Source organism: Thalassoroseus pseudoceratinae (genome assembly GCF_011634775.1).
Taxonomy (GTDB): Bacteria; Planctomycetota; Planctomycetia; order Planctomycetales; family Planctomycetaceae; genus Thalassoroseus; species Thalassoroseus pseudoceratinae.
In genome coordinates, this window is the sequence record NZ_JAALXT010000007.1 from 400,325 (window position 1) to 415,652 (window position 15,328).

Annotated in this window: 13 protein-coding genes; 7 read left to right on the top strand and 6 right to left on the bottom strand. The window is 55.6% G+C overall.

The genetic code is table 11. The annotated features are described in order from the left end of the window. Positions 1–2: 2 nt before the first annotated feature. Complete coding sequence (gene ribD, locus G6R38_RS24040; RefSeq protein WP_166831327.1) at positions 3–1,130, bottom strand: bifunctional diaminohydroxyphosphoribosylaminopyrimidine deaminase/5-amino-6-(5-phosphoribosylamino)uracil reductase RibD; 1,128 nt, start codon at positions 1,128–1,130, stop codon at positions 3–5. Positions 1,131–1,399: 269 nt separating this feature from the next. Beyond that, positions 1,400–3,550, bottom strand: a complete 2,151-nt coding sequence (locus tag G6R38_RS24045; RefSeq protein ID WP_166831328.1) for an SEC-C domain-containing protein — start codon at positions 3,548–3,550, stop codon at positions 1,400–1,402. Between the two features lie 398 nt (positions 3,551–3,948). Between G6R38_RS24045 and G6R38_RS24050 the strand changes: the two genes are divergently transcribed. After that, entirely contained in the window at positions 3,949–4,887 is a 939-nt protein-coding gene (locus G6R38_RS24050; protein WP_166831329.1) for a cation diffusion facilitator family transporter, read from the top strand. Between the two features lie 13 nt (positions 4,888–4,900). Here G6R38_RS24050 and G6R38_RS24055 read toward each other — a convergent pair whose 3' ends face one another. From G6R38_RS24055 to G6R38_RS24065, 3 genes are all read right to left on the bottom strand, one after another. Beyond that, positions 4,901–5,377, bottom strand: coding sequence for a hypothetical protein (locus G6R38_RS24055; protein WP_166831330.1), 477 nt, complete (start codon positions 5,375–5,377; stop codon positions 4,901–4,903). Between the two features lie 184 nt (positions 5,378–5,561). After that, positions 5,562–7,037 carry a DUF1570 domain-containing protein gene (locus G6R38_RS24060; RefSeq protein ID WP_166831331.1) on the bottom strand — a complete coding sequence of 492 codons (1,476 nt, stop codon included), beginning with the start codon at positions 7,035–7,037 and terminating at the stop codon, positions 5,562–5,564. 128 nt (positions 7,038–7,165) lie between these two features. Further along, positions 7,166–7,381, bottom strand: a complete 216-nt coding sequence (locus G6R38_RS24065) for a DNA gyrase inhibitor YacG (RefSeq protein ID WP_166831332.1) — start codon at positions 7,379–7,381, stop codon at positions 7,166–7,168. Positions 7,382–7,503: 122 nt separating this feature from the next. On the opposite strand from G6R38_RS24065, the gene G6R38_RS24070 reads away from it, so the two are divergent. The 6 genes from G6R38_RS24070 to G6R38_RS24095 all read left to right on the top strand — a co-directional run bounded on the left by G6R38_RS24070 (position 7,504) and on the right by G6R38_RS24095 (position 13,868). Next, entirely contained in the window at positions 7,504–7,944 is a 441-nt protein-coding gene (locus G6R38_RS24070; RefSeq protein WP_166831333.1) for a hypothetical protein, read from the top strand. 99 nt (positions 7,945–8,043) lie between these two features. Then, the gene (locus G6R38_RS24075; RefSeq protein ID WP_166831334.1) at positions 8,044–9,381 is read left to right on the top strand and encodes an MFS transporter; all 1,338 of its coding nucleotides are present in this window, start codon (positions 8,044–8,046) and stop codon (positions 9,379–9,381) included. Between the two features lie 90 nt (positions 9,382–9,471). Further along, on the top strand, positions 9,472–10,389 hold the full coding sequence (locus tag G6R38_RS24080) for a DUF6807 domain-containing protein (RefSeq protein ID WP_166831335.1): 918 nt from the start codon (positions 9,472–9,474) through the stop codon (positions 10,387–10,389). Positions 10,390–10,473: 84 nt separating this feature from the next. Next, on the top strand, positions 10,474–11,925 hold the full coding sequence (cls, locus tag G6R38_RS24085) for a cardiolipin synthase (RefSeq protein ID WP_166831336.1): 1,452 nt from the start codon (positions 10,474–10,476) through the stop codon (positions 11,923–11,925). A 234-nt stretch (positions 11,926–12,159) separates the two neighbouring features. After that, positions 12,160–13,356, top strand: coding sequence for a DUF1559 domain-containing protein (locus G6R38_RS24090; RefSeq protein ID WP_166831337.1), 1,197 nt, complete (start codon positions 12,160–12,162; stop codon positions 13,354–13,356). Then, complete coding sequence (locus tag G6R38_RS24095) at positions 13,356–13,868, top strand: hypothetical protein (protein WP_166831338.1); 513 nt, start codon at positions 13,356–13,358, stop codon at positions 13,866–13,868. Before G6R38_RS24090 ends, G6R38_RS24095 begins: the two co-directional genes overlap by 1 nt. A 68-nt stretch (positions 13,869–13,936) precedes the next feature. Here G6R38_RS24095 and G6R38_RS24100 read toward each other — a convergent pair whose 3' ends face one another. After that, the gene (locus G6R38_RS24100; RefSeq protein WP_166831339.1) at positions 13,937–14,791 is read right to left on the bottom strand and encodes a SirB1 family protein; all 855 of its coding nucleotides are present in this window, start codon (positions 14,789–14,791) and stop codon (positions 13,937–13,939) included. Between the last annotated feature and the right edge of the window lie 537 nt (positions 14,792–15,328).

Below are 15,328 nucleotides of genomic sequence, written 5' to 3' on the forward strand. Positions count from 1 at the left end.
GTTCAACGCACGACTCGTCCGCGAATGTAGACATCACTACCAAGCGGACGAACCACGGTTTCTTCGAGTTGCGGGGTTTGCGAGACGGTTTCCAACCCCAAACCGGCCAGTGGGGTGATGGCATCGGTTCCGCCGAGCAGTTTCGGAGCCACAAACACGTGGCATTCGTCGATGAGGTCATCATCGAAACATTGTCCCAGCAACTCACCGCCGCCTTCGACCAACACGTTCGTCATCTTCCTCCGACCCAGTTCCAAGAACAATTCCGGAAGTGAAACCTTCGGCGATGTGCCATCGGAATCGGCGGTCGTGGGCAACACAAGAACTTCGACACCGGCGGCTCGGAATTGTTCGATGCTCTCGGCCGATGCCCGTTCCGAAGTGGCGAGCAACACGGGATGCTCGCCAGCGGTTTGGACTAATTGACTGTCTAACGGCAATCGGCCCAGAGCATCGACGACGATGCGGGTTGCCGAGCGTGGTCCGGGCGGACGCGCGGTCAGTTGCGGATTGTCCGCGATGGCCGTGCCGATGCCGACCATAACGCCGTCCATTCGGCTTCGCAGATGATGCACCGTTCGCCGGGACAACTCGTTGGAAATCCACTGAGATTGCCCGGTTCGCGAGGCGATTTTTCCATCGAGCGTCATCGCCCATTTCGCATGGACGAACGGCAAACCGAGGCGGATCAATTTGGAGAACGGTGCAATCAGCGATTTTGCATCGTCTTCCAATACGCCAATCGTGACTTCGATATTCGCCGCTTCGAGGGCTCGAACACCGGCCCCGGCAGTATGAGGAGCGGGGTCGTGCGTGCCAATGACGACTCGCCGAATGCCTGCGTCGATCACAGCTTGAGCACACGGCGGCGTTTTTCCGTGATGATTGCACGGCTCCAGCGTGACGTACAACGTGGCTCCGCTGGCATCCGCGCCGGCTTGCTCGAGTGCGTGGACCTCGGCGTGGGATTCGCCAAACCGTTCGTGCCAACCCTCGCCGATGACTTCACCGTCGGCATTCACGACGACTGCACCGACTGCCGGATTCGGCTCGACCATGCCCAAGCCGCGAACGGCAAGCTCTAACGCCCACCGCATGGCTTCTTCGTGCGTGTCCAACCGTGCGACCATCAAAAATCCGTGCTGCGAAATTATCGTGATCAGGAAGATTCACGAATGTTGCGAGAAATGCAATCAACCTCGAATCGTTGATTGAGTGCCACCAGCTGCGTCAGTGACACCCAATATCATCAAACGTATCAACAACCAAACTCACCGACAAGAAGTTCCGACAAACAACTCGATCGGGTTACTCCTGATCGTAGCGGTTTCCGTCTCATGAGGCCAAAAAAACAACGTCTTTTTTTGGCCATCACGAACACAGAAGACCGGAATTCGATCTAATCTTCACCCGGCATCCAGAGCTTCCGGGTCGCGTTCTCCGGTGCTTGACTGGCGGAGTCTGGTGTCCACAGGCCGCCACTCGAAACTTGACCGCTCACGCCGCCAACTTCGACCCGCTCGGGAAGTTGCAACCCGTACGCTTCGAAGACCATTTGCACGTGTTCGGCCAACTGAGGAATTTTCTTGGCGTAACGATCGAGCAACTGTTGCGCGAACGGCATGAGTTCGGCGTCGGTCGGGTCTTCGACTCGGAGTGACAACTCACGGATTTCCCATCGCACGATCTGAGCGAAGGCGTCTTCCGTGGTGGCTGCGTGTTCTTTGCCTTGGCGAATCCAATCGAACGCCGCTTCCCGATCGTTGCGGTCGCGGGCGAGTTCGCACAGCGTGTACAACGCACGGTCCAAGTCCAGCGATCCTCGACAACTCTCCCGAGACAAAGCCTCGCGAAGCGTCATTTCGAGGAACTTGTTATGCCGCAGCAACAACGCACGGTTCAACACGTAGTTGAGTTGCGTATCGTCGAGTTGATCGATTGGTAGGCGATGCATTTTCATCACCGAGAACGAACCCAAGGGCAGGTCGTTGGTGACTTCGATCGGCTCGGATGCGGGAAGTTCCAGCCGTTGCATCATTTCCGGCACATCGAGAATGAACGCGTTGCGATCGCAGAAGGCGTCGAACACGTAGACCGATGCGGCCAGCGGAATCCGAGCTTTCTCATCACCAACGGCTTCAAGCGGTGTGCGATCGCCGAGGGCGGCTTGCCGGAGATTCAACCATGTTTCGTCAACGTGGTGTTGCCATTGCTCTTTCTCGAGTTCCAATTGCCGAACGGCGGGCACCGATTTCGGGAAGTGCCATTGGAACTGAAGCGGCAAGAACTCCCGTGGTGTGAAGGCCCGCATTCCGGCGTCCGGGTCTTCTTGAGTGTCCTCGATTTCCTCGTCGGCGATGGACTCGAAAATCTCCCGGGCGGATTCGCTGAATTCCGTGGCCAATCGTGTCAGCCAGACCTGTGGGGAATCATCGGCAACGGCTTCCGCGAAGATCAATCTTCCGACCACTCGCGAGACGTTGTCCCGGGAAATCTCTTCTTCTTCGGAGATCGGTTCCCGATCGAGAATATTGACGACCGGCGGTTGTTTTTGGCCGTCTTCGTCGGGAGTCTCGGGGAGGCGTTCTAGTTGCGGATGATCGTCGATCATCGACAACAACTTGCTCACCGATTGCACCCGATAACCCACTGCGACCACATCGGCTTGGGCATCGGGAGCGTTTTGGTCGAGCAGTTGAGCGAGCGTTTCGTATTCGACGGCGGTTTCGAAATCGTCTTCCAAACGAGCCGCTCGATGCAACGATTCGGAGGCTTCCTCTTCGTCGCCGTCCCATGCCCAGCACAACCCCGCGTTGGCCCAGAGAACCGGGTTTTCCGAGTCATCCTCGGCCAACCGTTCGTACAAGTTCGCGGCGGTTTCGTAGCAACCCATGACGACCGACCGCTCGGCTCGTTTGAGCCATTTCGCTTGTTCCTCGGCGTTTTCGGCGTCTTCGGAAAGCTCGACGGGACGCAACGGATGCGGCCCCCGCAACGGATACGGCAACCGTTCGTCGCCGTCAAAGTCGATCAATCGGAGGAAGACTTGTTGTTTGTCTTCTTCAGGAACCAAACGCATCGCGAGCGCCAAATGCTGACGGACCGCCAGATATTTTCGCTCGCCGTACATCAACCCGGCAATGCCCATGGCTAGCGAGCCGACGACATCCGGGAAATGCTGAGCGCAATGACGGAACGCTTTGTAGACGTTCGGTTTTGCGTCTTCGAATCCCACTGCTCCGACCGACGCCGTCGCCAGCAACGCCAACGCAAACGGGTGATCGGGTTGTTTCTCAAGCAACACCGTGAGTGTTTCTTGAGCCTCGAGCGACCGGCCTTCGTTCAAAAGTACGCCCGCTCGGGTGACGTAAATCCAAGGAATTTCCGGTTTGGTTTTTTGCAGCCGATCTAAAACCTGCAAAGTCGCTTGAGTTTGGTGGTTCTCTTGCAGCCCGGCGACTTTGTCCATTTCTTCCGCAATGGGAAGACAACAAAATTTGAACTTCTTCCCGCTGCCACAAGGACATGGGTCGTAAGCATCATAAGCCATAAGGGTCATCCTGTCGTCCGAAGGGCCTCCGTGTCGCTGCCGCAACGGTATTGAGGCAGGGAGGTGCCGCTTGATATGCTGTTAGCCGCGGATGATATGCCACGGAACCAATGATAGTAGCAAATCCGTCGCCAATTCACAGGGTACTCTGCCGGATTGCGGGGGCCTCGACGAATTTTCAGAACGGCCCCATGATTGCTAATGGTCGGTCGCAATCCCCCCCCCGAATCGATCACCGATGGAATTCCGACAAGCAAACCATTTTTGATGCCGCACAAAGACGTTTGAGGAGAATCATCGTTTCCGAGCGTCAAACTCTCGCCGATTGCGATTCGCTTGGGATCAAGTACAATCCGCACACGTGTCCAACCATAACCAGTCAGTGAAGGAATCGAACTGTGGCCGCGAGCGGATCGAAAATTGCGATTTACGGAGCCATCGCCGGCAACGGGGCGATTGCGGTCACGAAATTTATTGCCGCTGGGATCACCGGCAGTTCGGCGATGCTTTCCGAAGGCATTCACTCGGTTGTCGATACCGGCAACGGGGCGTTACTGCTGCTGGGAATTCGACTCAGCCAACGACCGGCGGACGACGAACACCCGTTCGGCTACGGTTTGGATCTCTATTTCTGGACGTTGATCGTCGCGGTCTTGATTTTCGGAATCGGCGGCGGCGTCTCGTTTTATGAGGGCATCCAACACGTGATGCACCCGGGCGAACTTCAAGACCCAACGGCCAATTACATCGTTTTGGGTTTGGCGATTGTCTTCGAAGGAGCTGCCTGGTGGTTGGCACTCAAGGGGTTTCTCCAGGCCAAAAACAAGGATCACGGCGTTTGGCAAGCGATTCGGCATAGCAAAGACCCGACCACATTCGCCGTGCTGTTCGAAGATTCCGCCGCGATGCTGGGGCTTGTGGTAGCGTTTCTCGGGATTTACTTCGGCCACCTGTTCGAAATGCCGGTTCTCGATGGTGTGGCGTCCATCATCATCGGTTTGATTCTGATGGGCGTGGCGTTGCTGCTCATTCGTGAGACACGCGGGTTACTCATCGGTGAAAGTGCGGACCCGACCACCGTTGCGAACGTTCGGCAAATCGCCACAAACGACCCGGCGGTTCAACGTGTTCGGAAGCCACTTACGTTGCACTTCGGTCCGGAAACAATCTTGCTCGCACTCGATGTGCATTTCCACGATGAACTATCGGCAGATGATGTCGAAACCGCAATTGACCGGTTGGAAGAGGCGATTCGCGCTCAACATCCGCAGATCAAACATATCTTCCTCGAAGCCGATTCCATCTCTGCTGGAGCGGAACGCCGACGCAAATCATGACCAACGCACACCATTAGTTCTCAGCGTTGGCGTCAATGGCTTCGAAGTGCTGTTGGAGCGATTCGCTGGGAAGTTCCCCCGGTGCGGTGAGCGAATTCGGGCGTTTTTTGCGGTAACGGATTCGCCATTCGGTTTTGTCGCGGGTCGTCATGGTGATGTCGCTGTGAGCGGTGCGATGCGTAAGACCCGGCAATCGCGGCGTGACGCTGGCGAAATCGTCATGATCATAGTTTTGCAGACCGCCAGCCAGATGGATGTCGTCTCCGTGACTATTCTTGTGAACGTGTGTCACGCTGCCAACAGCGGCTTCTTCCTCAAAGACAATCTCATAGCCTTCCGGAAAATGCTGAGCCATCAATTCCTCAGCTTTTTCACGGTTGCGGTCGGTGTCGGAGGGCATCGCGACCACGCCTTCCATCTCACCTTTGGTGACATAACGGGCCGACGCACATCCACTGAACAGCACTAGCATTCCCAGAAGGATTCGCATCGATTGGCTCCTCAGCTGTTACGAAAAGACGGATTATGTGGCGTCTTCTCATTCAATCGGCAAATTCTGCGAAGGACTCCAAGAAAATCCTCAAGTTTTCTCCGAATCAAGTACGGAGTTTGTGTCGAGGTTCGATCGTGTGCGACTGCGGGGAATTGAACGAGTCGATCGGACAGTAGAGTGATCATTCGCCCAATGGGGACGGTAGTTGGCCGCGTTTCCACGCGTTGGCGGTGTCGCTGTCGGCGATGGCGGACTGAATTTTCACGCGGAACGTTCCCGCCGGTCCGCCGCGCGCTCCAACGATCCGTTTTTGCACAAATTGCAAGGGCAACCGTTGCGACTTACGAATTTTCAGGTCCGGAACGAACCAGTCCGCGAACTCTCCCGTACCGGTGACAACGGTCACATAATACGCCATATCACGGAGTGGCGAGATGTTCGTGAGTTGCCCTTGGACTTGCAGCAAACCGTTCGGTTGACGTACCGCCGTCAGCACGACTTCGCCCAGATGTGATTGTGTTTCGCTGAGACCGGCTTGCCGACGCTCCACCGCCGAGAGCCGTTGGCGTCGCATTTCGATCGGCAACTTCCGGCGAAACTCCGATTCCAACTCCGCCGGAGATTTGCCGAAAACATCCTCGAATTCCGACAATTGTTGCTCCGGACTGATCTCCGCGAGTGATTCTTTCTCGCCCAGCCGTTCCACGTAGCTCTTGTATTGGTCGTCGTAATTGTTGAGCAGAAACCAGTGCATACTCCAGGCGTTTCGGTAAGCATCACCGGCGAAGATGTCACCTCGGAAGGTGGAGTCGTGTTGCACGGTTTCCGTCCAAGAGAGCCCACCACCGGCGAGCGACTTGCGAGCATAATGCGAGTTAAGCCGATTCGGACCGTTGCGGATGCGGTCACCATTGCCTTCAAACGACGTGGCAATGCCCTCGTTGAACCAGACCGGCAGCGGTGCCAATCGTTGAAACACACCGCGATTGTAAACCTGTTGGTGCATCGCCTCATGCAGCGGGGTGGCAAAGTCGTAGCACTCACTCAGCCGCAGTACCAAGAGGTTGGACAGTCCCGAGTAAAACCCCGCGATGTTCCCGGCTGACAGGCTTTGTGCTCCGCCACGAGTTTCTTCGACATAGGCTTCGAAATCGTCGTCGGTCTCGAAGATCAACGCGACGAGCGTGTGCTTGGGGTTGTCGATCGAAATGCGAGCTTGCCGAGCGTAGTTCTTGAATTCGTTTTCGACCCGCTTCATAAACCCGACGGCTTCCCGCAAAAACGAAGTCGCTCGCGTTTCCTGAATTCTGCTCTCCAACGGACTCGCCAACACCAAACCGACCACGAACGGGCGTTTGGAAGTCGCTCGGAATTTATCCTTCCCGAACCGTTCGGTGAGTTGCTCGATCATCGCGTCTTCGTCGAGTGGTTCCGGACCGTCTCCCGGTTCCCGTTTGACGATGCGGGCTTCCGGAATGACTTCCAGCGATCCGTCCGCCATCTCAAGCGCCACCGCTCCGCGATCCGATCCGTAAATCTGCGCTTCGACAGTGGTTTGCGTGCCATCGTCTTGAACGTACGTGATCTGGTCCGCGTGCAAAGGCGGAACGAAGAAGACACCGCCGACGAGACAACAACACAGCCAGGAAAGTCGCATAGAAGCAAGTCCGATTTGGGATTTGGGAGTCGACAAATGTGATCGAAGATCAATCAGCCTACCAACCACGAATCGGAATTGCAAAAACTTGTCGGCATCGCTTGCAGTGAGCGACGGCACGTATCGGTTTAGCCCTCGAAGTATCCGCTTTCGTTTTGTTTGTCGAATTCCTCCGCCATCTGTTCGGGCGTCATTTCGTCGACGATCGCATACCGACCGTCCGCCCAGCGACCGAGATCGATCAATTGACACCGTTTGCTGCAAAACGGAAAGTACGGTGAATCGGCGGTCAATTCCGGCGGAAGTTCCTCGTTACAGATCGGACAAGTTTGTGAACGAATCATGGGATTCCCACACGAGTTAAGAAAGTGTCAGCCTTTTTTAAATCGACGTGGGTTATCCTAACCAATTCGCTTCGGACGACAATCGTGTTTTCCAGCTTCGAAACGCTCATAAAGACTCTTCGATGAACGCTCCCTTTAGTTTTGTGACGATACAACAGTTGGCGGAGTCGATGGCAGATGAACTTGCGTGCCTCGATTCTTACCGTCAAGACGTGTGGCAAGACGATGCGTTGGGCTCGACTGTTCACATGTTGGCTTTATTGAAGCACCGTCCGAAAGTGGCTCTTGGCGAATCTGCCACCGCCGAGCAAATAGCCGAAGCACATGTCTACGCGGCTGTTTTGCACGCGGCTGTGTATGATTATTTCGTAATGGCGAAGACCGTCGATGACACCTTCTTCGAGTTAATGAGTGGATACGACGCCCTCGTCGATACGGACCTGTTCGGCATATTCGAAACTGCGAAATCCGATGCGGGACTTTGGATTCGAGAATTGAAAGATTCCCGTCGATCTTGCCGAGTTTCCATGCGACCCGGAACGGTGCGAAAGTTCGATGAATAGCAATTTGCGTCAGACAGAGGGGATTGACAGAACCGGGGGACAAGGCGAAAATTCCGGCGCGTTCCTGCCGTGTCTTCCCGCCTGAAAGTTGGTTGTTCCGTGACTTTGCAATCGACGGAAACCGTTTCATCGGCTCCGCTGCCGGTGACTTCCCCGAGTCTGCCACAAACGCTCTCCCCGGAACCGGTCGCGACCTCCGCACCGTTTTACTATGGATGGGTGATGCTCGGCGTGGCGATGGTGACGGCGTTCGCCAGTTCACCGGGGCAAACGTTCGGCATCTCCGTCTACAACGAACCAATCCGTACCAGCCTGGGTTTATCGCATAGTGAATTGGCGTTGGCGTACATGCTGGGCACGATCTTAGGAGCGATGCCGCTCACATACGTCGGCATGTTCATGGACCGCCACGGGTTGCGACGTACGTTACTTGTCATCCTGACGGTCTTGCTCACCGCATGTGTGACGTTGGCGATGGCGGGGAACTGGTTTGTGTTGTTGTTCGCGTTTGCGATGCTCAGGCTCGTCGGACCGGGGGCGATGGCGTTCCTCAGCGGCAACACGCTACCGTTCTGGTTCGAACGCCGACTTGGGCTCGTCGAAGGCATCCGCACATTGTCGATCGCTTCGGCGATGGCGATCATGCCAAGGGTCAATTCTTGGTTGATCGACGCGTATGATTGGCGAACCGCTTACCTGATCCAAGGCGGTGTGATTTTCGGCGTGCTGTTCCCGGCATTCTTTTTCATCGTGCGGAATCGGCCGGAGGACATCGGTCAACAAATCGACAACGGCAAAGTCCTGCCGGATTCTCACCCGCATGCTCGCCGCATCGTCTCGGACCTCACGCTTTCCGAAGCGATCCGCACACCGGCGTTTTGGGTGGTGTCCGCGGGGGTCGGGATGTTCTCGATGATTCTGACGGCGATCGTCTTCCACTTCGTTCCGATCCTGCAAGACCGAGGACTCACCGAAGCCGACTACAAACTCACCATGTCGTTCTTCGCAATCTGCTGGGCGACCTTCCAATTTAGTGGTGGAACGCTGTCCGATTATGTGTCCGCTCGCTGGTTGTGTGCGATCGGACTGCTTGGTTTAGCGATCTCATCCATGTTGCTGATCAATGTGAGCACCACGGCGATGTGTGTCACGGTCGGGATGGTGCTGGGGGCGTCACAAGGAACGTTCTTCGGAAGCACGCATCCGTTGTGGGCCAGATACTTCGGACGACGACATCTAGGACGCATTCGCGGTGTTGTTACCACGAGCGCGGTTGCGAGTTCGAGTCTCGGACCGTTTATCGCGGGGGCGTCTCGCGATTGGTTTGGCTCGTTCGACCCGGCATTGTGGTTCTTTGTGGCGTTGCCGATTCCATTGGTGATCGCCGCCGCTTGGGTTCAACCGCCGGTGAAATCCGCCGATAGCCTCGACGTGTGAATTTTCGTCGATACGATGGAATGCCGACATCGGGCTGTTTGGGCGGCTCGATGGGGCGAATCACCATATTCCATATCGAGGGGATCGAGGATGAGTTTTCTACGTGCCTGCTGTTTGTCGGCCATGCTACTGAGCGGCGGATCGCTGATCGCGGCGGACAAAGCGGTTCAAATCACCGAAGGTGATGGCAAAACGATCGACGTGAGCGTAGGCGGAAAGCCGTTCACGACGTTCAACTACGGATCGGATCTGCCAAAGCCGTTCTTCTCTCCGGTTCGCGGACCGGACGGCACCGTACTGACACGGGAGATTGCAACACCCGGCAAAAAAGGTCTCGATCACCCACACCACAAGGGGATTTGGGTTGCCGTCGATGAAGTTAACGGCGTGAAGTTCTGGAAGGAAGACGGCCGGATCAAAAACGTCTCTGTCAAAATTGACAAGGCGAAAGGCGATCCGGCCGTGATGACCGTCACGAATCATTGGCTCAACGAAGCCGGTGAACCGGTCGTTACCGAGAAATCAACGATCCGCATTTTCTCGAACTATGTCGTCGAGTACGCGATCAACTTCATCGCCGAGCACGGTCCCGTGACGTTCGAAGATACGAAAGAAGGACTGTTCGGCTTCCGCATGGTCGATTCGATGCGGGAAAACGAAGGCGGACATGTGGTCACGTCGGAAGGCGTGAAGGGCACGAAAGCCGCCTGGGGAAAACCGGCGAAGTGGATTGATTACTACGGCGAAGTCGAAGGCGATACGTTCGGCCTGACGATTTTCGATCATCCCAAGAACTTCCGTCCGTCGCGATATCACGTGCGGAACTACGGATTGTTCTCGATCAATCCATGGGGAGAGAAAGCCTACGCCGGCAACGAAGTTCCCCCGACGGAACTCGAAAAAGGCGACTCGCTGATGCTGCGATACGCCATGTACATTCACGGCGGCGATACCAAGTCGGCGAAAGTCGCTGAAACCTACGAAAACTGGTTGAAAACGACCTGGTAACACACCAGCTTTCGAACCACTCATGGCTGTGATACGATTCCGCGGAGATTTCTCCGCGGTTTCTTTTTAGGCGGTTCGGAATTCATGGATTGGTTGTTGAGTTGGCATTGGACGACCTTGATCACGGGAATGAGTTTTCTCGTGCAATTGTGTTTGTTGCCGTTGTTATTACTGCACAAGAAGAAGCACCCGGAGTCCACCGTTGCCTGGCTAATGCTGCTGTTGATGGTGCCGATTTTCGGTGGTGTCGTGTTCGTGATTTTCGGAATCAACCGTGTCGAACGCAAAGCCGCCCGGCGTGCGTTGGCCAGCCGAGCCATCACCCGCAACCTGCCGGAACTCACGCAGTATCAACTCATTCCCAGCGAAAAATACTCGGTTCATCAGCGACGACTCATGCGGTTGGCCACACGTCTTGCCGAGACCGTGCCAACTAACAACAACAAAGTCGAAATTGTCGCCGACACCAATCGGACTTTCGGATTGATCGAACAGGCCATCCGCGAGGCCAAACAATCCATCCACCTGGAGTATTACATCTGGCAACCCGATGCGACCGGATTGAGGCTACGGGATTGGCTCGTGGAACGGGCGCGGTCCGGGGTCGAGGTTCGTGTGCTGGTGGACGGGATCGGTTCCTGGGCGATGCGGCGAAATCGTCGCTTTGTCCAACCGATGAAAGACGCAGGCATCCAATTCGCAACGTTCCTCTCCGGACAACATTGGCGAAACCGATTGCTGATCAACTTGCGATCGCACCGCAAGATTGTCGTCGTCGATGGCCAAACCGGTTTCACCGGCGGGATGAATATCGGTGATGAATACTTAGGACTCGACCCAAAGTTGGGGTATTGGCGAGACACGCATATGCGGATTCAAGGCCCCGCGGTCTTGCAGTTGCAGCAAGTCTTCGCGGAGGATTGGTATCACGCCACCGGGGAAGAGTTGACGGCACCGAGTTACTATCCGCCGCCCATCGAAGGTGGACCAACCGCCGCTCAAGTTCTCGCGGGTGAACCGTCCGGCGAGGCGGAAGTGTTTCATCAATTGATGTTCACCGCGATCAACGAAGCGGAACGTCGATTGACGCTAGCCACTTCGTACTTTGTCCCCACACCCGCATTGGCGATGGCGTTGGAGTCGGCGGCGTATCGTGGCGTCAAAGTGCGATTGCTGTTGTGCTGCCAAAGCGCTCACATGGCAACGGTGTACGCAGCCCAATCCTACTATGATTCGCTCCTGCAAGCAGGCGTCGAAATCTACGAATACCAAAAGGGGTTGCTGCACTCGAAAACCATGACCATCGACGGTCATTGGAGTTTCGTCGGTTCCCCCAATTTCGATTCGCGAAGTCTGTTGTTGAACTTCGAGATCGGTCTGGCGTTTTACGATTCCCGCGTCGCCCAGCAGCTCGAAGAAGATTTCGAGAACGATCAGAAAGATGCCCGGCAATTAGAGTACGACGAATGGGTCAAACGCCCCAAATGGCGCGTCCTCCGCGAAAACATTTGTCGCTTGTTTTCCCCCGTCCTGTAGACCCGTCGCCCGACGTGCTCCACCGAAACCGGAATCGGTGGGAAATCGCAATAATTTCTCTGGCGTCACCGTTTCGGCTAGCGTTACGTTGCTGCTTAGGAGAGAATCTATTGCTTTCGCGAATCTGTTGCATATGCATCGTGAGTTGGTAACGGTTGAGTTGCCAACACGATGGGGTGTGTTACGGGCATCGCACATCGCGTCACACGAGTCCCTCAGTCTCTGGGAGGTCCCATGAATTCCCGTTCAAAGCGACGAGGCATGACGCTCATCGAGTTGCTCGTGGTGCTGGCGGTGATTGGCGTTCTTGTGACGCTACTTTTACCAGCCATCCAAAATGCTCGTGAAGCGGCTCGACGGACAGCATGTCGGAACAATCTCAAGCAAATTGGCATCGGCTTACATCTCTATCACGACGCATGTGGCACGTTACCATCCGGCTATGTGGCCAACCTAGACGACCCCAGTGACGAGAAGGGGTGGGGATGGAGTGTGTTGCTGCTGCCATACTTGGAGCAGACCGCACTTCATGACGCGTTGCGTCCTACCGAGCACTCGCTCACCCAGGTTGTATCCGATCCGGTGAAGCTGGCATTCCTTCAGACGCCGTTGGATCTTTTCGTTTGCCCATCGGATCGCAGCAACGTGTTGGCTCACGAGTTCCGTTCGATTGTCATTCCCGAAACGGCGACCACGAATCAGACCACGTTGACCGAAGCCATACCCGGCCGTTCGCTGGAACCATTGGTAACAAACGTTGCCACTCACGTGACAACGACGCACCCGTGGCCCAGCTGTCCGGCAAGCATCTTCATCTTCGCCCATTTGCCACCGCCGCCTCCACCGAATCCCGATCCCGAACCGGACCCCAAACCGGACCCCGATCCGGTACCAACACCGACACCCAATCCCCAACCAGCGCCAACGCTCCCTGCAGGCGCTTCGTTCAATGTTGCGAAGTCGAATTATGTGGGTGTGTTTGGAAGTCGTTGGGCGGAACAGCGAGTGGACTGGTCGGAAGCTAGTTTCGCAGGGAATGGACTGTTCGGTCGAAACTCAAGCGTCAAGTTTGCTCACATTCTGGATGGGACGAGCAATACGCTGGCGATCGGGGAACGGAACATGCGGAACTACGCCGCAACGTGGCCCGGCGTGGATTCCTCCCAAGGTTGCACCGCGGCCGACAATCAAACCGTACTAGGAACCGCGTTCTATCCCATCAATGACGATCCTTCTCTCACCAATGTCGACTGCGATGGAACGGGTTCGGCGAATTTCAGCAGTTACCATCCGGGCGGTTCAAATTTCCTGATGGCGGATGGATCGGTGCGGTTCTTATCCGAAACCATCGACTTTCGCCGGAACGCCACATCCGACGAGATGGGACTGTTTCAAAAGTTGGCAGATCGTAGTGACGAAGGGGGCCGTTGATGTATTCTCAGTGTGTGACAGGTTGGCGTGTCGGTCGCGTGCTCGTGGCGGAGTCGCGGCGTTGGTTGTTCGTTGGTGGGTTCTTACTGCTCACTGTGTTTGCAGGATGTGGGAGTTCGGAGAGCGACCGCCCTGAATTGCACGGCGGGCATTTCATCGAACTTCCGGGGCATGAGGACATGCAATTGGAGTTCGCTATCGATGAAAAGGAACGCAAACTGATCGTCCACGTTCTTGAAACGGGGACCAAGAAACCGTTGCCGATTTCCAGTCAGACCTTGGAAATTTCATTTCAAGTGGACGGCGAGGATGTTCCTGTCAGTCTTGCGGCCGACCCGCGACCCGACGATCCTTCAGGACGGTCGTCCCGATTTGCCATCAGTTCCGCTGATCTTCCTTCGTCGTTGCACAACGTCGCCCATTTCACCGCGAAGTTCACGCTGGAGGTCGAAGGAAAAGCGGTTTCTGGGACCCTCGATCACAAAGATGATCACACCCACCACCACGACTGATTCATCTTGCTCCGAGACGGCCAGGAATCATAGCGTTCTTCCCATCCACCGCCGACACAGGCGACGGTTTAGTTCCACCGCGCGTGACTGGAGTGGGCCATTTCGAGATGCTCTTTGAGTACCTCGCGTTCTTCCTGAGGACAATTCCGCAGACAACCAGTGAGAAGTTTAATCGCACTGAGCGTCCGGTCCGCGTGCACGGATAGAATGCCCATGTCTCGGCGTTCCTGATACGAACCCGGCTTGAGTGTCATCAGTCGGTGTTGCACCTTCCACGCTGCGTCCCAATTCTCGTGCTTGGCATGCACGACTTTCAGATTGTTCAGCATGCGGACGAGAATCATGCGTGGTCCGGCGGGTTCGAGGAATGGCCGAATTTGTTCGTCCGTCATTTCCGTCAGATCGGACAACCACTCGATGCATTCCGAGGCGGTGAGAATTCGCCCGGGTGTGAAGGCATCGACGAACAACGGTCCTTCGGCCGTTTCGCATCGGGACAAGAAGTGCTGCGGAGCGGACACGCCGCTGAGCGTCAAACCCGCCCGCTCGGCAACGCCCATGTAGACCAGCGATAAACTCAACGGAATCCCTTGTCCGGTGACGACGATCCGGTTGAGATAACTTGCATCGGGGTCGTCGAAAGCCGCGTCGCTGCCTGTCAATTCTTGCCGACGTCCTAACTCCTCACACAACGCCTCAAGTGCTTCGCGTTCAAAAACGCTGGCGGCGAACTTCTCTCGGAGGTAGTTCGCTCGCAGATCGAACCAACGCAATGTTTCGTCGAATTGCATCTCCGGATACGCATCCCGAGCGACTTCCAACGCGGCGATTGTCAAATCCACATCCGCACGTCGGGCTAATAGTTTCGAGAATTCCGTATCGTGACGGTAATCCGGTTCGGAGAAGTTTCGTGGTTCAGGCATATCCCGGTGATTGTAACAGAACGGTCGCGTTCAATGATTCTAACTGCTCGATGTGATCTGCGAACTCAGTAGAAATACTAGTATTGCCACTCGGAAGTGAGTCATTGAATTCGTTTTTCAACATTCTAGGCAACCGAAGGCTCTCTGGGGACGAATTCTCCGGAAATTCCGGCTGGCTGGATCATAGAGATCACAACGTCTCTACGTGGTCCGTTTCGGAAGTCGCCGGAAAACCTCCGATAGATCCTTTGCTATCTTGGACCGAGTTTTCCTTGTGACACATGGTTGTCATGTGATTCCTCGGCATCTCGTCCAGCGGATGGCGGGATGGTTCATCTTCGATTCCAAGATGGAACAAGCCGTATCAATCCATTTTGGTTTTGAGGTTGAGATGCCCGTGTGTTCGGCATGATGACTGGCAACAAACGTGGGGAGGTCGTGAATTCTGGGAAGAGTGCCAAAGGAAAGATAACTCGACGATCGTTGGTTTGTGTGTTCAGAACCGGATTTCGGTCTGTGCGGTGATCGAGACAAACC